The following is a 24,436-nucleotide window of genomic DNA, read 5'->3' on the forward strand; positions in this document are numbered from 1 at the left end:
GGTTTATTCCTTGTGGTAGGCCGTAGCGCGAGCGACTTCTTCTTTCGAGCCGAGGAAAACCGCTACACGCTGGTGCAGGCCTTCGGGCTGAATGTCGAGGATGCGCTGGTGGCCGTCGGTGGAGGCGCCGCCCGCTTGTTCGACGAGGAACGACATCGGGTTGGCTTCGTACATCAGGCGCAGTTTGCCCGGTTTGGACGGCTCACGGCTGTCGCGCGGGTACATGAACAGACCGCCACGGGTCAGAATGCGGTGTACGTCGGCAACCATCGCCGCGACCCAACGCATGTTGTAGTTCTTCTTCAACGGGCCTTCTTCACCGGCCAGCAGCTCGCCGACGTAGCGCTGTACCGGGGCTTCCCAGTGACGCTGGTTGGACATGTTGATGGCGAATTCCTGCGTGGTTTCAGGAATGGTGATGTCTTCGTGGGTCAGTACGAAGCTGCCCATTTCACGGTCGAGGGTGAAACCTTTGACGCCGTCACCCAGGGTCAGCACCAGCATGGTCTGCGGACCGTAGATCGCGTAACCGGCGGCCACTTGCTGGGTGCCGGGTTGCAGAAAGGCCTTTTCGTTCAGCGGCTCGTTCTGGCTCAGGTATTCGTTCGGGCAACGCAGTACCGAGAAAATGGTGCCGACCGGCGCGTTGATGTCGATGTTCGAGGAACCGTCCAGTGGGTCGAATACCAACAGGTAGGCGCCTTTCGGGTATTTGCCCGGGATCTGGTAGGCATTGTCCATTTCTTCGGACGCCATGCCGGCCAGGTGACCGCCCCATTCGTTGGCTTCGAGCAGGATTTCGTTCGACAGCACGTCGAGTTTCTTCTGCACTTCGCCCTGGACGTTTTCAGTGCCCATGCTGCCCAGAACACCGCCGAGGGCGCCTTTGGACACGGCGTGGCTGATTTCCTTGCAGGCACGCGCCACCACTTCGATCAGGAAGCGCAGATCGGCAGGAGTGTTGTTGCTGCGGGTCTGCTCAATCAAATAGCGACTCAAGGTAACGCGGGACATGGACGGCTCCGGTGGAATGGGGGGGGGCTAAAAACCCGCGCAGTTTACAGGGAGTCTGAAAACCTAGCGAGCGAAGACGCCCGCTAACGTGCGTCGGGGCGTATTTGCCTGCATCAGACGTGATTGTCGGTGGAGAGTTCAGGTGGCGGATTTGAGCGTAGACCGGTTCGGGACTATTGGTGCCTGGCTGATGCGGCAGTTTGGAGATTTTTGTAGGCTGGTAGACCGCTATCGCGAGCAGGCTCACCCCTACCAGGACCGCATTCCACATGAAAAAATGCGGTCACTGGTGGGAGCGAGCCTGCTCGCGATTGGCGGGCAGCGCCAGCCTTCTCAGGTGTTGGCGGGCGGCTTGCGCAACAGGCTGAACGCCATCGCACCCAAAAAAACCACGCTGAGCAGCAAGACCGCCCACAAACCGATCTTTTTCCAATTGGTCCCGGCCACCGCAGCCGTGGTTGCCGTCGAGGTCTGCGTCAGCACGGCTTCGCTCTGCACCGAGGCCTTGCCCAGCGTCGCCAGCATCTGCGGTTTGAAATCCGGAATCAGCGTGGTCAACGGCAGGTTCGCCGTTTTCACCGTGGCATTGCCCAAGGCGAGGCTGTACGGCCCATCGCCCCGGGCGAGGAAAATCACCTGCGTGGCGCGCACCGCGTATTTCAGATCCGGCGCCTGCTCACCCAACCCACCGCCCCGCTCGTCCACGGTCAGCTTCAACTGATGCACGGTCTGCCCGGCGAGGGGGATTTCGTTCTGCACCACGTCCTGATTGTTCTGAGTCAGGCGATACAACAAGCCACTGCTCAGCGTCTGCCACGGCAAACTGCTCTCGCGGCGGCCGGCCAACGTGACCGGCGCCAGACTGTTCGGCTGTTTCAGTTCAATCTGCACGCGCTCGACATTCAGCCCCATCGGCAGCTGCCAAATGTATTCCCCGGCCTTGGTGCTGCTGCCGGCCACGGTTTGCGACCAGACCAACGGCAGCGGTAAATGACGCGGGTCGCTGCTTTTCAGTTGCGCCGAAGTAAGGATTGGCGCTGAACCCGGCGACTCCCAGAGCAGGCGCACATACCGCGCGGTCTGCCCCGGCAGGGTCACTTCGTGCTGTTCGATGCGCTCATCGGAGAACGTCAGCCGTGCAACCTGGCCTTCGCCCCACGCCTGCCAATGCTGCAGGTCGTCGCTGGCTTCGATGCTGAAACGCTGGAAACCGTCGCGCTCGCTGGTCCAGTCGAGAATCAACTGCTGCAACGGCGCCTTGATCGCACTGGCGTCGAGCAGCCAGCCGCGCAGCACTTCTTCGCCGGCCTCGAGCTGGGAAGAAGGCTGCACTTCGACCAGCGTGCCATTAGTGGTCGACTGCACGCGCACGTTCGGCGCGCGTTCGCTGGCATCCGCGGCGTTGTACAGCGGGAACCATTTGACGTCGTGCAACTGACCGTCATCGCGGGTCTGCGCGGATTCGCGGGCCAGCGCGTAAGCCTGCGGTTCACCGGCGGCGTTGAACACGCGCAAGTCGCCGAGATCAGTCTGGCGCGCCTGCAATTGCACGCTCAGCGGCAATTCGAGGCGATACCACGGGCCGTTGCCGCTGACCGACAGTGGCACCTGCGTGGCGAAGTCCGCGGGTTTTTCCTGGGCGCCGGCAGCCATCACCACGCCCAACGCCAACCAACCCAGATTCAGCATGCGACTCAAGAGACAACTCCTTCGGTTTCCGTGGCGGGTTTGTCCGCCGCCGGTTCGGCTTCGACGCGCTTGGGCGGCAACGGGGCAAAATAGCCCACCACCAGCAGCAACACGCCGACGCCGATAAACGAGACGATCCGGGCGAGGCCGCCACGGTTGCTCAGTTCGACAAAAATCAGTTTCGCCACCACCAGCGCAATCAGCGCCGCGCCGATCAGCCACACTTCGCGGCGATGGCGCAGATGACCGCCGATCATCAGCCCCAGCGCCATCAGCGTCCAGACGATCGACAACCCGGCCTGCACCAGCATCGAGGCGAGCAACGTGTCCAGTTCGAACGGGATCCCAGCCCAATGATGCGCGGTGCGGGTCACCAGCGCCGTGCAGAAGGCGAACAGCGAAACCCCGGCGATCAGTTGCGTGGCGGTGTCGGCGTAGTTCCGGCGGATCGACAGTTGTGCCAAAGCACTGCGCGACCACACATAAACGCCGAACAAGGCAAACAGCAGCCCCAACTCCAGAGGGTTGAGCAGCGGCACATAAGGCAGCGGTTCGGCGTTGCCATCGCTGACACCGTTGGCCAGCCAGAACCACGCCAACATCAACACGGCCAGCGGCGCAGCGGCGTACAAACGGTACTCGCGGGCAAACGCCGCCACCGGCCATGGCCACGTACGCGGTGCAGCTGCGAGCAAAAGATAGACGCTCGGCAGAATCGCCCAGCCCAGCCAGCGCCAGGCGTTGTACTGCTCGGACAACAGCAGCAGACCGTAACGCAACTCCAGCGCCAGCACGCCGATCAGCAGCCAGCAACCGAGTACATGCGCGGAACTTAAAGCGCGTGCCGGCAGCATCGGCGCGAGGCGGCGCAGGCTGAAGAAATGCGCGGCAAATACTAGCGTCCAGGCCAGCCAGCCGAAGTCGGCCGCCGGGTGATAACGCGACTGCCATGCACCGAGCAATACCAGCGCAGCCGCGGGAATCAGCAAAGTGCAAAGCAAACCCAGCGCCGGCCATTTCAGCCGCAGTGACGCCAGCGTCCACAGCGCCACACTGAGCGCCGCGAGCAATAACAACAGCGTCGCTTGCAGATTGGCCGGGGCAAAGCGCAGCACCTCACTGACCCACGCCAGCGTCCACCAAGCAGCGCCCCATACCAACAATATTTCGGACAAGCGCTGCAAACTCAACGCATCAAACGCCGAGGCATGGTTGCCCAGTTGCAAGCGCCACGCGCCGACCATCGCCGCCAGTCCCAGCACCAGCGGCGTCCAGAATCCACCATGGGCCAGCGGCTTCAAGCCTTCGCTGGACAACGGCCCCAGCAGCTCCGGGCCAGCCAGCAAAAATGCAGCGCCGCCGATCACCTGCAACAGCAGGCCAAAAACGAAGCTGACGCGCTGCTGCAGATACAGGCTCAGCCAGATGATCAGCAAACCACTGGCCGCCCACACCGCACTCGCGGTCTGCCACGGCAGGACAAACAGCACTGCCAGATTGATCAGCACCAGACCGGCCAACAGCACCACGGACAAGCCGCGCAGCAGACGCACGTCGCTGCGTACCATGTCATCGCGCGCCGCCAGCAACATGCCGGCGATCAATGCCAGACCGATCAGCGATGCGCTGAGCAAACCACTCCAGCCCGCGCTGAACACTGCTGACGAATCCTCGCCCGCGCCTTGCAGCCGCAGCAGGAACAACGCGCCGCCGAGCAATTGCACGGCAAACGCGCTGAACAGGAACGTGCGCGATTGAATGCGCAGGCCGACCCACAACGTTGCCAGCCCGGCCAGCGCCCAACTGATCGCTGTGCCTTGGGTGAAGAAAAACAGCGGTGCCAGCAGGTACAGGAACGTCAGGCCCAGGCTCGCCAGCACGGGCAATGCCTGGCGCTCCCACGGCGCGGTCTGCTCCACTGCCGCGTTGCGCAGTTGATAGAAGCTGAACAGCAGCGCACCGCCGAGCATCAACGCGCCCAGTGGCGCACCGTCGAGCAAACTGTTTTCGCCGACGCGCAATTCACTGAGGAAGGCCAGCGCCGAGCCCAATTGCAGCAACAGCGCAAAGGCCCGGGCAAACGGTCGATGCTGGCGCAGGCCTAGCCAGAAAATCCCCGCGCCCTCGACGGCCCATGCCGCTGAAGTCCAGCGCGCATCGAGCCCCAACGGAATCGCCAGACTGGCAAAAATCACCCCGAGCGCCAGACAGGTTTCGCCCAGCAACACTGCGCGCCCACCCATCAATAGCCTGGCCAGCGCCATATAGAGCATGCCTAGCGCCAGGGCACTGAACGCCGCCGCAAATTCCAGGTGCTGAACGATGGCGAACTGCAAACCGAAACCAATGATCGGCGGGCCGAACAGCATTGTTCCGTCGACGTAATCGCCCTTGCGCGCCGACCAGTGCAACAGCGCCTCGCGATCGACGTCCGCCGGGGCATCGGCCAGATCGAGCAGCTTGCGTCGGGCAAACAGCAAGCCGATGGTCAGGTACATCAGGAAAAACAGGATCAGGAACGGCTCGGTGCTCCACAACAGCTCAGGAACATAAGAACGCAGACCCCAGGCGAAACCGATGCCAAAGGTGCCAACGAAGCCGATCAGATTGAGCAGGCGCCAGGCCTTGAACCAGGCAATGGCCAGAATACCGGCGTTGAGCAGCGCGAAATAACTGAACAGCGCGACGTGATTGCCTTCCCCCGTCGAGGTCAGGATCGGCGCAGCAAAACCGCCCAAGGCTGCCGCAGCGGCCAACCCCAAGGCATCCTGGGTGATTGCCAGAATGGCCGAGAACACCGTCACAGCCACCAGCAGGCCCAGCGCGGCTGAAGGATCGAGCAGCGGATGCAAGCGCATCGCCGCGAACACCGTCAGGTACAGCACCGCGATCCCGGTGCCCTGCAGCATCAACGCATAGTTTGTGTTGCGCCGGCGTAACCACCAGCCCAGCGCAAGCAGGCCCAACGCGGCAACCGCAACCCCGGCGTAACGCAATTCGATCGGCACCACCATACCTTCGGTGGCGTAACGCAGCAAAAACGCCAGACCGAAAAACAGCAGCACCACGCCCACGCGCAGCACCGTGTTGCCGCCGAACAGCCAGTTGCGTGCCGCGCTGATGCCACGCTCGATCAGGTTCGGCCCACGGGGTTCGGCAGGTTTTTGCGGTTCACGAGGGGCCGGTTCGGCGCGCCAGACGTCGTCCGGTAGCGACTGGCTGGTTTCCCGGGTGGCGGCGGCGACCGGCTCGAGTTCGGGCGGCAGTTCCCAGATCAGTTCAGGCGCAGCGGCTTGTTCGAGGACTTCGACAGGCTCGGCTACCGGCTCAGCGACGGGAGCGGAAAACGGCGGTGGCGCAGCATGGAGCGGCGCGCCTTCGAGCAGAAACAGTCGCTGCTCGACGCCTTGCAAGGCGACTTTCGCTTGTTCGAGTTGCTGCTGTTGCGCAGCCGTCAGTTTGCCGAGCCGCGCAATGCGGATCGTCTGCGCAATCGCCAGCCCGAGCAGCGCGCCCAACAGCGCAGCGCTGAACGACTCGTCGAGCAGTCCACCGAGCACCAGCCCGATCAACATGAACATCCATTGCATGGTCGATATCCCTAAGCAGCCCCGGGGCGGGGCGAGTCCGGCGATGGCTTCAGTCTAGGCACAAACCCTTGTAGGAGTGAGCCTGCTCGCGATAGCGGTCTGTCAGTCAGTCAACGAAGATGTTGAATGTGATGACGCTATCGCGAGCAGGCTCACTCCTACATTGGATTAGTGATGACTGAAGCAACCGGTAACCGGCGCTCAGTATATCGATCCGGCCCAACAAACGTTGGGCCTTGCGCAGATTTGTTGCGGAAAGTTACTCCAGCGCTTTCCAGATATCGGTGGCGTACTCACGAATGGTCCGGTCAGACGAGAACCAGCCCATCCGCGCGGTATTCAGCACTGCCGAACGCCACCAGTTATTGGAGTCATGCCAGTGCGCTTCCACGCGCTTCTGCGCTTCCCAGTACGAATCGAAATCGGCGCAGACCAGGAAACGGTCGTAGTCGATCAACGAATCGATAAGCCCGGTGTAGCGCGAGGTATCGTCGGGCGAGAACACGCCGCTGCGGATCGCTTGCAACACATCGTTCAAGCGATGGGACGCGGCGATGTCCGGCAAGGCGCTGAACTCGTGGTTCTGCTTGCGCGCCTCAACCTGTTGCGCACTGAGGCCGAAAATAAACATGTGCTCGGCACCGATGCGCTCGGCCATTTCCACGTTGGCGCCGTCGAGGGTGCCGATGGTCAACGCGCCGTTGAGACCGAACTTCATGTTGCTGGTGCCCGACGCCTCGAAACCGGCGGTGGAGATCTGCTCGGACAAGTCCGCCGCCGGAATGATGCTCTCCGCCAGGCTGACGTTGTAGTTGGGCAGGAACACCACCTTGAGCAAGCCGCGCACCGTCGGGTCGTTGTTGACCACCCGGGCGATGTCGTTGGTCAGTTTGATGATCAGTTTGGCCTGGTGATAACTCGCTGCGGCCTTGCCGGCGAAGATTTTTACCCGAGGCACCCAGTCGACTTCCGGCTCGGCACGAATCGCTTGATACAGCGCGACGGTGTGCAACAGGTTAAGCAACTGACGCTTGTATTCGTGGATGCGTTTGACCTGCACGTCGAACATCGCCGCCGGATTGACGGCAATGCCCAGACGCTCGTGAATCAGGTAGGCCAAGGCTTTTTTGCTGTGCAGGCGCTGTTCGGCAAACGCTTTGCGGAACGCGGTTTTCTCAGCGAACGGTTCCACTTCGAGCAGGCGCTCTTCGGGATGATCGAGTATCTCCGGGCCCACAGCATCGACCAGCATCGAGGTCAGCTCGGCGTTGGCCTGGAACAGCCAGCGGCGGAAGGTAATGCCGTTGGTCTTGTTGTTGATCCGCTCCGGGTAGAGCTTGTGTAATTCGGCAAAGACAGTTTTGCGCATCAGTTGCGTATGCAGTCCGGACACGCCGTTGACGCTGTGCGAGCCGAGGAATGCGAGGTTGCCCATGCGCACCCGGCGGCCGTTGTCTTCTTCGATCAGCGACACCGCACGCAGCACGTCGAAATCATGAATGCCCTTGGCCCGCAGCGAGTCGATGTGCTGGGCGTTGATCAGATAAATGATCTGCATGTGCCGCGGCAGCATGCGCTCCATCAGGCCGACCGGCCAGGTTTCCAGTGCTTCCGGCAACAGCGTGTGGTTGGTGTACGACAGCGTGTCGACCGTTACCTGCCAAGCCGCATCCCACGCCACGTCGTAGACGTCGACCAATTGACGCATCAGTTCGGCGACGGCAATCGACGGGTGGGTATCGTTGAGCTGAATCGCTGCGTGGTCACCCAAGGTCAGTACCGAGGTGTGCATGTTGCGGTGACGGCGCAGCAGATCCTGCAGCGACGCGGCGACGAAGAAGTATTCCTGACGCAGACGCAGTTCCTGACCAGCCTCGGTGCTGTCTGCCGGGTAGAGCACGCGCGAGATGCTTTCGGCGCGGGCCACTTCGGCGACTGCGCCAAGGTGGTCACCGGCGTTGAAACGCTCCAGGTGCAGCTCTTCCATCGCACGCGCACGCCACAGCCGCAGGGTATTGACGCTGGCGCCGCGCCAACCGACCACTGGGGTGTCGTAAGCAATTGCGCGCACGGTTTCCGCCGGCGACCAGACCTGACGGGTCTTGCCATTGGCGTCGGTGACGGTTTCGACGCTGCCGCCGAAGCCGATCGGGTACACCACCTCCGGCCGTTCGAATTCCCACGGGTTGCCGAAATCCAGCCAGTGTTCGGTCTGCTCCTGCTGCCAGCCATCGACAATCGCCTGACGGAACAAGCCATGCTCGTAACGAATGCCATAGCCATGACCGGCAATGCCGAGGGTCGACATGCTTTCCATGAAGCACGCCGCCAGGCGCCCGAGGCCGCCGTTGCCGAGCGCCGCGTCGGGCTCCAGCAAACGGATGCGCTCCAGATCGACGCCGAGTTCAGTCAGCGCCTCACGGGCAACGTCGAGCAGGCCCAGGTTGCTCAGGCTGTCGTAGAGCAAGCGGCCGATGAGAAATTCCAGCGAGAGGTAATACACCCGCTTCTGACCTTTACGGTAGATCTGCCGGGTGTGGTCCATCCAGTGTTCGACCATGTGATCACGCGCCGCCAGGGCGATGGCTTCGAACCAGTCATGGTCAAAGGCGTGATCGGGATCCTTGCCCACCGCGTAGGTGAGCTTGGTCAGGACGGCGTCGCGGAATGCGGCCACCTCTGCTTCGCGAACTAGTGGTTCTTGAGTCATCAATAGGACCTCGAGCGAGCGGGGAATTGTCTGAGCCTAGACGGTCTGACCGACGGTAACGGCTCTGGTTCGGCTGTATTTCCGGAGACTGTGAAGTGGCCCGGCATAACCTTGGCGGATGAACCAATGAATGCAGGGGCCGTGCCGAATTGCCCGGCGAAGTGCAGGTAGCTAGAAAAATCTGGCGAAAGGTTGTTCAAAAATCCACCCGTCCCGGTATGATCGCGCGCCCTGATGCACACACCCTGGTAACTCCCGATGATGAAACCCAACCTGATCGCCGCCGCCGAGATCGATCGTCTCGATACGTGGGCCAAATATTCGGCGCCGATGTGCGGCTCGTGCATGTCCAGCTGCTGCACGCTGCCGGTCGAGGTGAAGATCAAGGATCTGGTACGCATCGGTGTGGTCGATGAGTTCGAACTGGGCGATCCGCCGAAGAACATCGCCAAGCGTCTGCAAAAGGAAGGCCTGGTCGAGCGTTTCAATCAGAAGTCGGGGATTTTCACCCTCCAGCGCATGAGCAACAACGATTGCTATTACCTGGATCGTAAAAGCCGCCTGTGCACCATTTATGACAAGCGCCCGGACACCTGCCGCAACCACCCGAAAATCGGCCCGCGGCCGGGGTATTGCGCGTACAAGCCGAAGGAAGTGGAGCGCGTGCAGAATTTCCGCGCGATCGAGAAGTTCTGACCGGCGCTGCATCTTCGCTAGCCGTCAGACCTCAGCCCCTCACCCCAGCCCTCTCCCGAGGGAGAGGGAGCCGATCTTTGTCGCTTTCAAACCTGAGTTCGACTTGGTTACTCAGTTCAGCGTATGCCTCAAGCATCCCACAATCAGTTCCCTCTCCCTCCGGGAGAGGGCTAGGGTGAGGGAAGACAAACAAAAACGCCCCCGGTCTCGCGACCGGGGGCGTTTTTTATTCCAGGGCTGGATTACGCCTTGGCTTTCTTGGCAGCGCGGGTACGCTCGCTTTCGTCGAGGATCTTCTTGCGAAGACGGATCGACTTAGGCGTGACTTCGCACAGCTCGTCTTCCTGGATGTATTCCAGAGCCTGTTCCAGGGTGAACTTCACCGGTGGAACCAGAGCGATGGTTTCGTCTTTACCCGAAGCACGCATGTTGTCGAGCTTCTTGCCTTTGGTCGGGTTTACACCCAGGTCGTTGTCGCGGCTGTTCTGACCAACGATCTGACCGTTGTAGATCTCCTGGCCGTGTTCTACGAACAGCTTGCCACGAGCCTGCAGGGTTTCGAGCGAGTAGGTCAGTGCCTTGCCGGTTTCAACCGAAACCAGAACGCCGTTCTGACGGCCGGACATGTGGCCCGACTTGACGGTGTCGTAGCGATCGAAGATCGAGGTCAGGATGCCAGCACCGTTGGTCAGGGTCAGGAACTGGTTACGGAAACCGATCAGACCGCGAGCAGGGATGTTGTATTCCAGACGTACACGGCCCTTGCCATCCGGGACCATGTTGCTCAGGTCGCCTTTACGCAGACCCATCTCTTCCATGACCTTGCCCTGGGATTCTTCAGGGATGTCGATGGTCACGTTTTCGAACGGTTCCTGCTTCACGCCGTCAACTTCACGGATGATCACTTCAGGACGGCCCAGGGCCAGCTCGAAGCCTTCGCGACGCATGGTTTCGATCAGTACCGAGAGGTGCAGCTCACCACGGCCGGAAACCTTGAACTTGTCAGCCGAGTCGCCTTCTTCAACGCGCAGTGCAACGTTGTACAGCAGCTCTTTGTCCAGACGGTCCTTGATGTTACGGGACGTCACGAACTTGCCTTCTTTACCGCAGAATGGCGAGTCGTTTACCTGGAAGGTCATCGAAACGGTTGGCTCGTCAACGGTCAGCGGCTTCATCGCCTCGACGGTGTCCGGGTGGCACAGGGTGTCGGAGATGAACAGCGAATCCATACCGCTGATGCAGACGATGTCGCCGGCCGCAGCTTCTTCAACGTCAACGCGGTGCAGACCGTGGTGACCCATCAGTTTCAGGATACGGCCGTTGCGACGCTTGCCATCGGCACCGATCGCGACAACCGGAGTGTTCGGCTTGACGCGACCGCGAGCGATACGGCCAACACCGATAACACCCAGGAAGCTGTTGTAGTCCAGAGCGGAGATCTGCATCTGGAACGGACCGTCGCGGTCAACGGCCGGAGGCGGAACGTGGTCGACGACTGCCTGGTACAGCGCAGTCATGTCTTCGCCCATGGCGGTGTGGTCCAGACCGGCAATGCCGTTCAGGGCCGAAGCGTAAACAACCTGGAAGTCCAGTTGTTCTTCGGTCGCACCGAGGTTGTCGAACAGGTCGAAGATCTGGTCCAGAACCCAGTCCGGACGCGCGCCTGGACGGTCAACCTTGTTGATCACCACGATTGGACGCAGGCCGGCTTCGAAAGCCTTCTTGGTCACGAAACGGGTTTGCGGCATAGGGCCGTCTTGAGCGTCAACCAGCAGCAGAACGGAGTCGACCATCGACATTACGCGTTCAACTTCGCCGCCGAAGTCGGCGTGGCCCGGGGTGTCCACGATGTTGATGTGGTAGCCGTTCCAGTTGATGGCGGTGTTCTTCGCCAGAATGGTAATACCGCGCTCTTTTTCCTGGTCGTTGGAGTCCATCACGCGCTCGTCGTTGAGCTCGTTGCGCTCCAGAGTGCCGGATTGACGCAGGAGTTTGTCTACCAGGGTGGTTTTACCATGGTCAACGTGGGCAATGATGGCGATGTTGCGTAGATTTTCGATCACTTGTGTATCTCGATCAGAGGATTCGGTTTGCTGACAAGTCTTGGCAGCGATTAGCAGTAGTGTCCGGCATGGCCGTTACAGCTTGACGGCGGTGTCGGGGGGCCGGTGACGCAGGCCACAGGCAAACAGCCCCGGGCACTTAGCTCGGTCGATAAACGCGCACATTGGCATGCCCCTCACTGAGCAAATGGTGAGCATGCAGGCGACTCATCACGCCTTTGTCGCAATACAGCAGGTACTGGCGAGTCGGATCCAGCTCCTTGAAACGAGCGTTCACTGCATAGAACGGCATCGTCTGTACTTCTACGCCAGCGAGTTCCAGCGGCTCATCCTCGGCCGCATCCGGGTGACGGATGTCGATCACGATCTGGCCGGCCAGTGCTTCACTGACTTCTTCAATCTGTACGTCCTGGCCCAATTCGTCGATCACCCGATCGATTGGCACCAGTTTGGCGTTGGCGAGCGCGCGCTCGAGCACCGCCATGTCGAATTGCTGCTCTTCGTGCTCAACCCGACCGCGTTTGGCGGCCGTTTTCGGGTTGACCGAAATGACCCCGCAGTATTCCGGCATGTGCCGGGCGAAATCGGCGGTGCCGATCTCGTTCGCGGTGTCGATGATGTCCTGTTTGTGCGCCACGATCAGGGGGCGCAGGACCAACTTGTCGGTCACGCAGTCGATCACCGACAGGTTCGGCAGGGTCTGGCTCGAGACCTGGGAGATCGCCTCGCCGGTAACCAGCGCGTCGATGTGCAGGCGCTCGGCGATGTTTGACGCCGCGCGCAACATCATACGCTTCAATACGACGCCCATATGACTGTTATCGACTTTGCCGAGAATTTCGCCCAGCACTTCTTCGAACGGAACACTGACAAATAGCACGCGTTGCGAGCTGCCGTACTTCTTCCAGATGAAATGCGCGACTTCCATCACGCCCAATTCGTGGGCACGCCCGCCCAAATTGAAGAAGCAGAAGTGCGTCATCAGGCCACGGCGCAGGATCTGGTAAGCCGCCACGGTCGAGTCGAAGCCGCCGGACATCAACACCAGCGTCTGCTCCAGCGCACCGAGCGGGTAGCCGCCGATGCCGTTGTGCTGGCTGTGGATGACGAACAACCGTTTGTCGCGAACTTCGATACGGACTTCGATTTCCGGCGCTTTCAGGTCGATTCCGGCCGCACCGCACTCGCGACGCAACTTGCTGCCGACGTATTTTTCGACGTCCATCGAACTGAACGTGTGCTTGCCGGCACGCTTGCAGCGCACCGAGAAAATCTTTCCGGCCAGCGCAGCACCGTAATGCTGCTTGCACTTCTCGGTGATGTCGTCGAAGTCGCCCAGCGGGTACTCGTCGATCTGCAGAAAGTGCGCGATACCCGGCATGCAGGTAAGGCGCTCGCCCATCTCTTTCAAGGCTTTGGGGTCGGTAACGCGGGTTTCCAGCTCGAGATTGTCCCACACGCCGTTCACCACCACTGCCGGGTCCAGGTCGCGGAGCACGGTGCGGATGTTCTTGGCCAGCTGGCGGATGAACTTCGTCCGGACAGGGCGGCTTTTGATGGTGATCTCGGGGAAGACTTTTACGATTAGTTTCATGAAAACAGCGCGCGAACGGCCAGCCGAAAAAGGGGGGCGCGGATTATAGCGGAAATTGCTCAAGGTTTAACCAGTTAATGTGCAGAAGGTTTTGCATGCACCAAAACGGGTCATTTTCGATTTGCGCCGCCACATTAAAGGGCGATATTTTCCGAATCAGCCCGCTTGCGGCGCTTATAAGCATGAAATTGGGGCAAATAACCCATGCTGGGGCACTGGCATGCAATTTGCTCCCTTGTGAGGCAGGTTGCCTTGGCAGAGTATTCGCGCCGGCATCACCCAACTTTAAGGGCATCCACTACTAGCCCTAAGCCACCCGGAGGACAGTATGTCGAAGACGGTTCAACTCATCAAAGATCATGACGTCAAATGGATTGATCTGCGCTTCACGGACACCAAAGGCACTCAGCACCACGTGACCATGCCGGCTCGCGATGCGCTGGATGAAGACTTCTTCGAAGTCGGCAAAATGTTTGACGGTTCCTCCATCGCTGGCTGGAAAGGCATCGAAGCCTCCGACATGATCCTGATGCCGGTTGACGAAACTGCCGTTCTCGACCCGTTCACCGAAGACGCTACCCTGATCCTGGTGTGCGACATCATCGAACCTTCGAGCATGCAAGGCTACGACCGCGATCCACGTGCGATCGCCAAGCGCGCCGAAGAACACCTGAAAGCCACCGGTATCGGTGACACCGTGTTCGCCGGTCCAGAGCCTGAGTTCTTCATCTTTGACTCGGTGAAATTCAAGTCGGACATCTCCGGCTCGATGTTCAAGATCTATTCCGAGCAAGGCTCGTGGATGTCCGACCAGGACGTCGAAGGTGGCAACAAAGGTCACCGTCCAGGCGTCAAGGGTGGCTACTTCCCGGTTCCGCCGTTCGACCACGACCACGAAATCCGTACCTCCATGTGCAACGCACTGGAAGAAATGGGCCTGACCGTTGAAGTTCACCACCACGAAGTGGCGACTGCCGGCCAGAACGAAATCGGCGTCAAGTTCAACACCCTGGTGAAGAAAGCCGACGAAACCCAGACCCTGAAGTACGTTGTCCACAACGTTGCTGACGCTTACGGCCGCACCGCGACCTTCATGCCGAAGCCACTGTACGGCGACAACGGTTCGGGCATGCATGTACACATGTCGATCTGGAAAGACGGCAAGAACACCTTCGCTGGTGAAGGCTATGCCGGCCTGTCCGATACCGCTCTGTACTTCATTGGCGGCATCATCAAGCACGGTAAGGCCCTGAACGGCTTCACCAACCCGGCTACCAACTCGTACAAGCGTCTGGTACCAGGCTTCGAAGCGCCGGTCATGCTTGCCTACTCGGCTCGCAACCGTTCCGCATCGATCCGCATTCCTTACGTGTCGAGCCCGAAAGCCCGCCGTATCGAAGCACGCTTCCCGGATCCGGCTGCCAACCCGTACCTGGCCTTCGCAGCACTGCTGATGGCTGGTCTGGACGGTATCCAGAACAAGATCCACCCAGGCGATGCGGCTGACAAAAACCTGTACGACCTGCCGCCTGAAGAGGCGAAAGAGATCCCACAGGTTTGCGGCAGCCTGAAAGAAGCCCTGGAAGAGCTGGACAAGGGCCGCGCGTTCCTGACCAAGGGCGGCGTATTCTCCGACGATTTCATCGACGCTTACATCGCGCTGAAATCCGAAGAAGAAATCAAGGTTCGCACCTTCGTGCACCCACTGGAATATGAGCTGTACTACAGCTGCTGATCCGGTAGCGCTGCGTAAAGCGGCGTGACAAGAAGAGGCCTCCTTCGGGAGGCCTTTTTTATTGCCTAGCGCAGCGCATTTTCCATGTGGGAGCGAGCCTGCTCGCGAAAGCGGTGTGTCATTGAAGATGATGGTGACTGATGCGACGCCTTCGCGAGCAAGCTCGCTCCCACAGGGGATCTGTGGTGCCTGAATGATCTTTGGATGTGTCGCCAGTTGGGCCAACCGCCCTGCATATCCTATGCTGCACCCATCGTTTCCAAACCCCGGTCGATTTCATGGGTCGCACGCTCCTCTACATACTGCTGCTGATCGCCCTGCCCGCCGCTGCGCAGATCTACAAGTACACCGACGCCAACGGCAACACGGTCTACAGCGATCATTCGCCGGACGGCGTGAAGGCGCAGCCGGTCGAGCTGCCACCCTTGAACCGCGTCGAACCGCAAGCGCCAGGTACGCCGCCCGTGCCAATGCCCAAGGCCGAGACGCCACAGCCTCCGCGCAATGCCTACGAAATCCTTGAACTGGCCGGCCTGCCCACGGAAGAAGCCCTGCGCGCCAACAATGGCACCTTCACCGTCAACGTGCTGCTCAAGCCGCGTCTGCAGCCGCCACATCAATTAAGACTGGTACTCGACGACGAACCCTACGGCCAACCGAGCAACGTGCCGAGCCTGCAACTGGTGAACGTCGACCGCGGCGAACATCGGCTTGCGGTGCAGGTGATCGACGGCCAGACCGTCATCCAGCAAAGCCCCCCCGCGGCCTTCACCGTGCAGCGGGTGCACAGACCATGAAAGGTGTGGTCCTGATCCTTTGCCTGCTCGCCTTGCCCGCCTCGGCCGAGGTGTTCACCTATATCGATGCCCAGGGCAAACGCGTCTATACCGACCAGCCACGCGGCAATGCCAAACGTGTGCCGATCGCCACCAGCAATCGCATGTCTGCCACCCCGACCGTCGCTGCACCGAGCAGTAAAACCAGGAACGCCACACCGCAGCCACCGTTTCATTACGACATGCTGCGGGTTCTGGTCCCGGAACCGGATGCGACTATCCGCAGCAGTGCCGGGGAACTGATTGTCAGCATCACCAGCGAGCCGGGTCTTCAGGAGGGTCACCGCTACCGCTTGCTGCTGGACGGCCAGCCCACTGGCGAGCCCGGCCTGAGCCCGGTTTTCCCGCTGAGCAATATCGATCGCGGTAGCCACAACCTGTCGGCAGAAATTCTCGACGCTGACGGGCGCACCGTCGAACGCACCGCCAACCAGCCCTTCCACATGCTGCGCATTTCGCTGGCGCAGAAACGCCAGGTCAAACCCTGCACCAAAGACGATTACGGCGTGCGGCCGGAATGCCCGCTGAAAGACAAACCTGAAGAAGCGAAAAACCCCTTCCTGCGCTTCTTCTGACGCTACCGAGCTTAGCGCACTATATTGGTGCGCTAAACTGCACCCTACACAAATTCCAACCCATTTTGGTTCGAAACTTCACGTTCAAGCTGGCTTCGTGCCATACAAACGCGCGTCAAACGCCTGTTTCAGGGGGTTAAACGCTTCTTTTCGGAGCCTTGGTTTGGTTTTTGCATTTTCCCGTTATCAGCGCTTAGTTCTCGCGCACGCCTTGCTCCAAAAGGGGTCCAGATGACCATAAGCGACGCAATCCACCGTTTGCTGCTCGACAACCTGACCACCGCGACCATCCTGCTCGACGCGCAATTGCGCCTCGAGTACATGAACCCCGCGGCGGAGATGCTGCTGGCTGTCAGCGGTCAGCGCAGCCATGGCCAGTTCATCAGCGAGCTGTTCACCGAATCCCCCGAGGCGCTGAACTCCCTGCGTCAGGCGGTCGAGCAAGCGCACCCGTTTACCAAGCGCGAAGCCATGCTGACTGCGCTGACCGGCCAGACGCTGACCGTGGATTACGCGGTAACGCCCATCCTCAGCAACGGCGAAACCCTGCTTTTGCTGGAAGTCCACCCGCGTGACCGCTTGCTGCGGATCACCAAGGAAGAGGCGCAACTGTCCAAGCAGGAAACCAGCAAGATGCTGGTGCGCGGCCTCGCCCATGAAATCAAGAACCCGCTCGGCGGTATTCGAGGCGCCGCGCAATTGCTGGCCCGCGAACTGCCGGAAGACAGCCTGCGCGATTACACCAACGTGATCATTGAAGAGGCCGACCGCCTTCGCAATCTGGTCGACCGCATGCTCGGTTCCAACAAGCTGCCGTCGCTGGCGATGTGCAACGTCCACGAAGTGCTCGAACGTGTCTGCCAACTGGTCGAGGCCGAGAGTCAGGGCTGCATCACCCTGGTGCGCGATTACGACCCGAGCATTCCTGACGTATTGATCGACCGCGAGCAAATGATCCAGGCCGTATTGAACATCGTGCGCAACGCGATGCAGGCGATCAGCAGCCAGAACGAGCTGCGTCTGGGCCGCATCAGCCTGCGCACCCGCGCCATGCGCCAGTTCACCATCGGCCACATCCGCCATCGTCTGGTGACCAAAATCGAGATCATCGACAACGGCCCGGGCATCCCGGCGGAACTGCAGGAAACCATTTTCTTTCCGATGGTCAGCGGACGCCCGGACGGTACCGGGCTGGGCCTGGCCATTACCCAGAACATCATCAGTCAGCATCAGGGCCTGATCGAGTGCGAGAGCCATCCAGGCCACACCACGTTCTCGATCTTCCTGCCACTGGAACAAGGAGCCACATCGACATGAGCCGTAGTGAAACCGTGTGGATCGTCGATGACGACCGTTCTATCCGTTGGGTTCTGGAAAAGGCCTTGCAGCAGGAAGGCATGACCACCCAGAGCTTCGACAGCGCCGATGGCGTGATGAGTCGCCTGGCGCGGCAGCAGCCGGACGTGATCATTTCCGACATCCGCATGCCCGGCGCCAGCGGTCTGGACCTGTTGGCGCGGATTCGCGAACAGCACCCGCGGTTGCCGGTCATCATTATGACCGCTCACTCCGATCTGGACAGCGCGGTTGCCTCGTATCAGGGCGGCGCCTTCGAATACCTGCCCAAACCGTTCGACGTCGACGAGGCCGTTTCGCTGGTCAAGCGTGCCAATCAGCACGCTCAGGAACAGCAAGGCCTGGAAGTCGTACCGGCATTGACCCGCACCCCGGAAATCATCGGCGAAGCGCCGGCGATGCAGGAAGTGTTTCGCGCCATCGGGCGTTTGAGCCATTCCAACATCACCGTACTGATCAACGGGGAATCCGGTACCGGTAAAGAGCTGGTCGCCCACGCCTTGCACCGTCACAGCCCACGCGCAGCGTCGCCGTTCATTGCGCTGAACATGGCAGCGATTCCCAAGGATCTGATGGAGTCGGAGCTGTTCGGTCACGAAAAAGGCGCGTTCACTGGCGCGGCGAATTTGCGTCGCGGCCGATTTGAACAAGCAGACGGCGGCACCCTGTTCCTCGATGAAATCGGTGACATGCCGGCCGATACCCAGACGCGTCTGTTGCGCGTGCTGGCCGACGGCGAGTTCTATCGGGTGGGTGGGCATGTGCCGGTCAAGGTCGACGTGCGCATCATCGCCGCGACGCACCAGAACCTGGAAACTCTGGTGCACGCGGGCAAATTCCGTGAGGACCTGTTCCACCGCCTCAATGTAATTCGCATCCACATCCCGCGCCTGTCGGATCGTCGTGAAGACATCCCGACCCTGGCCAAACACTTCCTCAGCCGCGCCGCACAGGAACTGGCGGTCGAGCCGAAGCTGCTGAAAAGCGAGACCGAGGAATACCTGAAAAACCTGCCATGGCCGGGCAACGTGCGTCAGTTGGAGAACACCTGCCGCTGGATCACGGTCATGGCCTCCGGGCGCGAAGTGCACGTCAGCGATTTGCCGCCAGAACTGCTGAATCTGCCGCAGGATTCGGCACCGGTGACCAACTGGGAGCAGGCGCTGCGTCAGTGGGCCGATCAGGCCTTGGCGCGCGGCCAGTCGAGTCTGCTCGACAGCGCCGTGCCAGCGTTCGAGCGGATCATGATCGAGACGGCTTTGAAACATACGGCTGGCCGCCGCCGTGATGCCGCGGTATTGCTGGGTTGGGGGCGAAACACCCTGACGCGCAAGATCAAGGAATTGGGGATGAAGGTTGATGGGGGTGATGAAGATGACGGGGAAGAAGGATAAAGCTTCGTTCGCTTGAGGTTGTCGGTGTATTCGAGATCCGTCCCTTCACCCCAGCCCTCTCCCTAAGGAGAGGGAGCTGATTTAGGTTGGATTCAATTCCCGAGTTCGGTCCGACTTTTCAGGTCCGCGTAACTTCAACCGGCAACTCGGTCAGTCCCCTCTCCCTCCGGGAGAGGGGCCAGGGAGGGCCGCCGTGCACCGCATCAATGCACAATGACCCGTGATCGCGCATAGCCGTATCGCCACAATCACTCCTGAAAACACTGATAAATCCTTTATTCAAAAACGCGAAAGCCCCGAGTCCTGGGGCTTTCGCGTTCCCAAAGCGTTTTTTTGTCTCAGCAGATTAAAACCTGGCACGCCGCCTGCAATACCTATCTCAGGTGATTCGTTTCACCACCCGTTTCGGGGACCTTGGTACAGGCAGGCCGGGGATTCCCCTCTTTACATCGGGCTCACAGCGCAACGCGGCGAGCCCAACCTTTTGGGATCCTTGGTACAGGCAGGCCGGGGGTTCCCTCTTTATACCGGGCCGACGCGATACGCGAAGCCCACACTTTTGGGAACCCTGATACAGGCAGGTCAGGGATTCCCGCTTTTACACCGCCACTGCGCCCCAACGAATTACTCAAGCCGTGGGCGCTTGGGCCGGTGATGTAATGGCGGGTTCTGCCGCCCCCCGTCATATTTTCGTATTTCCGCTTCCAGCCAATCGAGCATTTTTCCAGGACTTGATTCAAATTCGACGATTGTGCTCAGCCACGCTCGCTCCACCGCATCCGCCTGACTGAAATTTTCCAGAACCCGCCAGACACGGCGCTGCAAAAGCGGGCGCTCAACATGAAATTCGGACGTGCGACTCAGCGTGCGTATACCGTTCAGCAGCGTACTCCAAGGACCTTCGAAACTATCCCAGAGTCTGGCATTTTCAGCCGCCTGCGCTTGCGGAACATTTCGCAACCAGAGCGCTGCCGACCGATCAGTATGTTGCTCTGCGAGCCAAATATCGCTGCCAGTCTTGATACGGGCATGGATCAGACGTCGAAGAGAAGACGGATCGTTTATCGGGTTGCCGTTGAGATTAAATCCCGCTCTGAGCTCAACGGACTCGGGAATCGATTTGATCCGATTGTTTGAAAGATTCAATACTGTCGTTGGAAGTTGCGGGGTAATGCCTTCCGGGAATTTTTCCAGGCCGGTATTGGACAGATCCAGTTCTCGCAACGCGGTCAGCGTCTTGACTGACGGCGCAAAGTGCAGAGGGTTGTCAGCCAGCTTCAATACTTCCAGATGCTTCGGCCCTCCCTCGGAATCCAGCCCGGCTGGCGGCTTGAATATGCCGGTATCTGTCAGATCGAGATATCGCAACTCGGCCATGTCGGAGACATCGGGCGCGGCTCTCAATACATTGCGCTGCAACTCAAGTACCTGCAAACGTCGCAAATCGGACAGTTGACCGACCAAGGCCGAAAGATCTCGATCTTTATAAGAGCTGCCGAGCTTAAGTACGCGCAATTCGTTCATGCCCATTACTGAAAAATCAGACAGTAAGGAACATTCTTGCAAATCGAGCTCTCGCAATCGGGCAAAGTTCTTGAATTGCGCGGCCGTGCGCGACGTGACTACGTCCGGGAAGTATTTCCCCCTGAATCCGCTACCCACGGAAGTCGGCCCGTTGTGCGACGCAAGCTTCAATGATTCAACATTGGGAAACTGAGCCAGGAAGGTGTCTAGATCATCCCATCCCCAGCGCAATATTATCGTAAGGTCGGAAATAGAGTTGAACTGACCTGTCGCAAGCTCACGAACAAGATAGGAATTGAGCTCGAGCTGGAGTTTGAACCCTGTCATACGCCCGTTGCGGTAGACACGTTCATCAGGCTCACCCAGCCACTTGTACAGTCGCCGCAGCTTGGCTTGCACGGTTTCAAACGGTTTATAGTTGTGGTGAATTCTATCCACCAAAACGTCCCAGCGCTTGATCGTGCTGTCCAACTCGGAAAACCCGATCTGAACGCGCCTGAGCTCCACGTCTGAAATATCTTTGTCGCCGATCAGAGCAACGAAGTCGTCCGCCTGCTGATCGGTCGCTTCCGGCAGATATTTTTTCACCTGAGCTCGGGTCGCCTGTTCAACAACCAGGCGAGGGTGCCAGAGACCGCTGGCGGCGTCGCGCAGCAGCACCGGACCTGAAGGCAGCAACTCGCTTGGTCGACGGGCCCGGTACAGTCCGGTATGCGGATCAGCAGCAACCATAGCCATGCCGCCGATTTGCAGGTCAGCGTATGTGCGTTGGTTAATAACCCGAAGACCTTCATTGTTGACTGGCGCACGTATAGCGCGACCGTCAGTGACATAGGCAGCAAGCGACACGTCCGGAGCAATCGGCCGTGCATCAAGGGGCGCCGCGTGAACCACTACGGTATGCGACGGCGAGACGGCTTCGATATCGGCACCAATGGATGACGGAGCTGGGCGCAGCAAAGGATCGAGCAAAGCGCCCATCTCGAAGCCACGCGGCCTGGCAAATCCACCAATGCGGTGTCCAGGTCCGTCGGTCGAGCAGGGCTGGCTGGTGTATCGATATCAACGCGGCTACTGCCGCCGCGGGGTGGTTTGACCGGCATGTTTTTCATCCTTGAAGAGCTTCCCCCTGCAGGTGCGCAAGGGCAGCTTGTGGTCGGCATCCTGCCGTTTGAGCGTGAGAGCAGACGATAGCGCGCGCTTGCGGTGGCTGGGGGTGGGAAAGGTCAACGGCAGCGGTGGGAAATGCCGTTAAAAAACGTCGGAGGTAACGATGAAGTTCAGATCATTGCTCTCGCAATCGAACTTCCAGCCGCCAGCGGTCATCGACCTCGCTTCCGATCCAGTCGCCCCGCAACGGCCGCGCCGCCAGCACCGTCAGCAGCAAACCACCATCGCTTTTGCGGGTGCGCCAGTTCACATCCCTGCCGTCGAGCTTGAGCTGGCCCTTTTGCGGCTGACCTTGCGCCTGAAACAGCAATGCGATGGTGCCGTCGATGATCTCGCCATGCAGCTTCGGCTCGTTGTTGAACCACACCACCAAACCGCCGTCGGTGACCTCGACGCGCTCCAGCACGCTCGGATCCGGCGTGGTCAGTCGACCGATCATCAGGCCGATCATCATTCCGACGATGGCCAGCGAACCGATCACTCGCGGGAATAGTTTCGAACGGTCGTCCACAGGCGGCGTAGAATGCCGCTCATCTTTACCTTCGGAGCCGTGCATGTTTCACGTCATCCTTTTTCAACCAGAAATTCCGCCGAATACCGGCAACGTTATCAGGCTGTGCGCCAACAGCGGCTGCCACCTGCATTTGATCGAACCGCTGGGTTTCGAGATGGACGACAAGCGCCTGCGCCGTGCCGGTCTCGACTACCACGAATATGCCACGCTGCAACGCCATGCGGACCTGGCCAGTTGTCTGCAAAGCCTCGGCAATCCGCGCTTGTTCGCGTTTACCACCAAGGGCTCGCGGCCGTTTCACGACGCGGCGTTCATGCCGGGTGATGCGTTTATCTTTGGTCCGGAAAGCCGTGGCTTGCCGCCGGAAGTGCTCGACACACTGCCGCCGGCACAGCGTCTGCGCCTGCCGATGCGTGAAGGATGCCGCAGCCTGAACCTGTCCAACACCGTCGCGGTCGCCGTGTACGAAGCCTGGCGCCAGAACGACTTTAAATAACACCGCAAAACAAATGTGGGAGCGAGCCTGCTCGCGAAGAGGGCGCGTCAGATGACGGATTCGTCGACTGATACACCGCTTTCGCGAGCAGGCTCGCTCCCACATGGGGACACGCTGAACCGTTATTGAACGGTTGGCGTCTCGCCGCTTTCCTGCATGCGCTGCAGTTCTTGCGCGTACAGGGCGTCGAAGTTCACCGGGGCCAGCATCAGCGCCGGGAACGAGCCGCGGGTGACCAGGCTGTCGAGGGTTTCGCGCGCGTACGGGAACAGGATGTTCGGGCAGAACGCACCCAGGGTGTGGCTCATCGAAGCGGCGTCGAGGTTCTTGATCAGGAAGATACCGGCCTGCTGCACTTCAGCGATGAAGGCCACTTCCTCGCCATTTTTCACGGTCACGGACAGTGTCAGCACGACTTCAAAGAAATCGCCTTCCAGCGCTTTCTGACGGGTGTTCAGATCCAGCGCGACCGCCGGGTCCCACTGCTGGCGGAAGATCGCCGGGCTTTTCGGGGCTTCGAAGGACAGGTCGCGTACGTAGATGCGCTGCAAGGAGAATTGCGGTGCGGTTTCTTCTTCGCTGGCTGCAGTGTTCTGTTGGTCAGTCATCTCAGATCCTTATCGATCTTGGGTCTATTAGGGAGTGCTGTACGTGGGTGCAGCCGTTCAGCCCTTGAGCAGCGCGTCGAGTTTGCCGGCGCGCTCCAGAGCATATAAATCATCACAACCGCCGATGTGCTTTTCGCCGATCCAGATCTGCGGCACGGACGTGCGCCCGGCCTTCCTGGTCATTTCGGCGCGCAGCTGCGGCTTGCCATCGACCTTGATCTCTTCGAAGGCCACGCCTTTGCTGGCGAGCAGGTGCTTGGCGCGCGAGCAGTAAGGGCAGTAATCGCTGGAGTAGACGACGACGTGGCTCATATCACTTCACCAGTGGCAGGTTGTCGCCTTTCCAGCTGGAAATCCCGCCGGACAGCTTGGCCGCAGTGAAGCCGGATTTCATCAGCTCGCGGGCGTGAGTGCCAGCAGTCTGACCGAGGGCGTCGACCAGAATGATGGTCTTGGACTTGTGTTTTTCCAGCTCGCCGGTACGGGCAGCCAGTTTGTCCTGCGGAATGTTCACCGCACCAACGATGTGGCCAGCGGCGTAATCCTTGGCCGGACGGATGTCTACCACCACGCCTGCATCTTTGTTGACCAGTGCGGTCAGTTCGCCGGTGCTCAGGCTTTTACCGCCGCCCTGCATCGTGTGCGCCAGCAACAGTGCCAGCAATACGACGAAGATACCGACAAGAATGTAGTGGTTAGTGGCAAATTCAATCAGGTGAGCAACCATCGAAGGAGGTTCCAGGGCGTTAAAATGTCGGCCAGTATACACAGCCACTATGGTCGGCCAAACCCCGTCCGGCGGTGACGCGGTCGGAACTTCGCTTTAAACTCCAACTCCGTTTTGCATCGCCCTCTTCTTTATTAGCCACGAG

At 60.0% G+C, this 24,436-nt stretch carries 18 protein-coding genes; 7 read left to right on the top strand and 11 right to left on the bottom strand.

What is annotated here, in order from left to right; translation table 11 throughout:
* Positions 1-3 precede the first annotated feature (3 nt).
* From V6F91_RS14540 to V6F91_RS14555, 4 genes are all read right to left on the bottom strand, one after another.
* Positions 4-1,014, bottom strand: a complete 1,011-nt coding sequence (locus tag V6F91_RS14540) for a class 1 fructose-bisphosphatase (protein WP_039756611.1) — start codon at positions 1,012-1,014, stop codon at positions 4-6.
* A gap of 333 nt (positions 1,015-1,347) precedes the next feature.
* The gene (locus V6F91_RS14545; RefSeq protein ID WP_332765530.1) at positions 1,348-2,712 is read right to left on the bottom strand and encodes a DUF3999 domain-containing protein; all 1,365 of its coding nucleotides are present in this window, start codon (positions 2,710-2,712) and stop codon (positions 1,348-1,350) included.
* Entirely contained in the window at positions 2,709-6,293 is a 3,585-nt protein-coding gene (locus V6F91_RS14550; protein ID WP_332765532.1) for a DUF2339 domain-containing protein, read from the bottom strand. The genes V6F91_RS14545 and V6F91_RS14550 overlap by 4 nt, the downstream gene beginning before the upstream one ends.
* A 259-nt stretch (positions 6,294-6,552) precedes the next feature.
* The gene (locus tag V6F91_RS14555) at positions 6,553-9,003 is read right to left on the bottom strand and encodes a glycogen/starch/alpha-glucan phosphorylase (protein WP_203420375.1); all 2,451 of its coding nucleotides are present in this window, start codon (positions 9,001-9,003) and stop codon (positions 6,553-6,555) included.
* Positions 9,004-9,261: 258 nt separating this feature from the next.
* Between V6F91_RS14555 and V6F91_RS14560 the strand changes: the two genes are divergently transcribed.
* Complete coding sequence (locus V6F91_RS14560; protein WP_025110918.1) at positions 9,262-9,699, top strand: YkgJ family cysteine cluster protein; 438 nt, start codon at positions 9,262-9,264, stop codon at positions 9,697-9,699.
* A gap of 242 nt (positions 9,700-9,941) precedes the next feature.
* On the opposite strand, the gene typA is transcribed toward V6F91_RS14560, so the two are convergent.
* Together typA and thiI are read right to left on the bottom strand one after the other, a co-directional pair.
* On the bottom strand, positions 9,942-11,762 hold the full coding sequence (gene typA / locus V6F91_RS14565; protein WP_090280259.1) for a translational GTPase TypA: 1,821 nt from the start codon (positions 11,760-11,762) through the stop codon (positions 9,942-9,944).
* Between the two features lie 139 nt (positions 11,763-11,901).
* Positions 11,902-13,356 carry a tRNA uracil 4-sulfurtransferase ThiI gene (thiI, locus tag V6F91_RS14570; protein ID WP_093105919.1) on the bottom strand — a complete coding sequence of 485 codons (1,455 nt, stop codon included), beginning with the start codon at positions 13,354-13,356 and terminating at the stop codon, positions 11,902-11,904.
* A gap of 328 nt (positions 13,357-13,684) precedes the next feature.
* On the opposite strand from thiI, the gene glnA reads away from it, so the two are divergent.
* The 5 genes from glnA to ntrC all read left to right on the top strand — a co-directional run bounded on the left by glnA (position 13,685) and on the right by ntrC (position 19,252).
* Positions 13,685-15,091, top strand: a complete 1,407-nt coding sequence (glnA, locus tag V6F91_RS14575) for a type I glutamate--ammonia ligase (protein ID WP_186552128.1) — start codon at positions 13,685-13,687, stop codon at positions 15,089-15,091.
* A 278-nt stretch (positions 15,092-15,369) separates the two neighbouring features.
* Positions 15,370-15,888: a DUF4124 domain-containing protein gene (locus tag V6F91_RS14580; protein WP_332765542.1), complete on the top strand. Its 519-nt coding sequence runs from the start codon at positions 15,370-15,372 to the stop codon at positions 15,886-15,888.
* Positions 15,885-16,502, top strand: a complete 618-nt coding sequence (locus tag V6F91_RS14585; RefSeq protein WP_332765544.1) for a DUF4124 domain-containing protein — start codon at positions 15,885-15,887, stop codon at positions 16,500-16,502. The genes V6F91_RS14580 and V6F91_RS14585 overlap by 4 nt, the downstream gene beginning before the upstream one ends.
* Before the next feature lie 231 nt (positions 16,503-16,733).
* The gene (gene glnL / locus V6F91_RS14590; RefSeq protein WP_090280248.1) at positions 16,734-17,819 is read left to right on the top strand and encodes a nitrogen regulation protein NR(II); all 1,086 of its coding nucleotides are present in this window, start codon (positions 16,734-16,736) and stop codon (positions 17,817-17,819) included.
* On the top strand, positions 17,816-19,252 hold the full coding sequence (gene ntrC / locus V6F91_RS14595) for a nitrogen regulation protein NR(I) (RefSeq protein ID WP_332765547.1): 1,437 nt from the start codon (positions 17,816-17,818) through the stop codon (positions 19,250-19,252). The genes glnL and ntrC overlap by 4 nt, the downstream gene beginning before the upstream one ends.
* Positions 19,253-19,876: 624 nt before the next feature.
* Here the strand turns inward: ntrC and V6F91_RS14600 are convergent.
* Both V6F91_RS14600 and V6F91_RS14605 read right to left on the bottom strand, forming a co-directional pair.
* On the bottom strand, positions 19,877-21,757 hold the full coding sequence (locus V6F91_RS14600; protein ID WP_332765549.1) for a leucine-rich repeat domain-containing protein: 1,881 nt from the start codon (positions 21,755-21,757) through the stop codon (positions 19,877-19,879).
* Positions 21,758-22,061: 304 nt separating this feature from the next.
* Positions 22,062-22,502 carry a hypothetical protein gene (locus tag V6F91_RS14605; RefSeq protein ID WP_332765551.1) on the bottom strand — a complete coding sequence of 147 codons (441 nt, stop codon included), beginning with the start codon at positions 22,500-22,502 and terminating at the stop codon, positions 22,062-22,064.
* On the opposite strand from V6F91_RS14605, the gene V6F91_RS14610 reads away from it, so the two are divergent.
* On the top strand, positions 22,501-22,956 hold the full coding sequence (locus V6F91_RS14610) for a tRNA (cytidine(34)-2'-O)-methyltransferase (protein WP_332765553.1): 456 nt from the start codon (positions 22,501-22,503) through the stop codon (positions 22,954-22,956). The two genes, V6F91_RS14605 and V6F91_RS14610, sit on opposite strands and share 2 nt — an antisense overlap.
* Before the next feature lie 122 nt (positions 22,957-23,078).
* On the opposite strand, the gene secB is transcribed toward V6F91_RS14610, so the two are convergent.
* Genes secB through V6F91_RS14625 form a run of 3 tightly spaced genes read right to left on the bottom strand, consistent with a single transcriptional unit; the run spans position 23,079 to position 24,291 of the window.
* Complete coding sequence (secB, locus tag V6F91_RS14615) at positions 23,079-23,564, bottom strand: protein-export chaperone SecB (RefSeq protein ID WP_064117041.1); 486 nt, start codon at positions 23,562-23,564, stop codon at positions 23,079-23,081.
* A gap of 57 nt (positions 23,565-23,621) precedes the next feature.
* Positions 23,622-23,876, bottom strand: a complete 255-nt coding sequence (grxC, locus tag V6F91_RS14620; protein WP_332765557.1) for a glutaredoxin 3 — start codon at positions 23,874-23,876, stop codon at positions 23,622-23,624.
* 1 nt (position 23,877) lies between these two features.
* Positions 23,878-24,291, bottom strand: a complete 414-nt coding sequence (locus tag V6F91_RS14625) for a rhodanese-like domain-containing protein (RefSeq protein WP_332765559.1) — start codon at positions 24,289-24,291, stop codon at positions 23,878-23,880.
* Between the last annotated feature and the right edge of the window lie 145 nt (positions 24,292-24,436).

Source organism: Pseudomonas koreensis (assembly GCF_036668835.1).
In the GTDB taxonomy this organism is placed as follows: domain Bacteria; phylum Pseudomonadota; class Gammaproteobacteria; order Pseudomonadales; family Pseudomonadaceae; genus Aquipseudomonas; species Aquipseudomonas koreensis_I.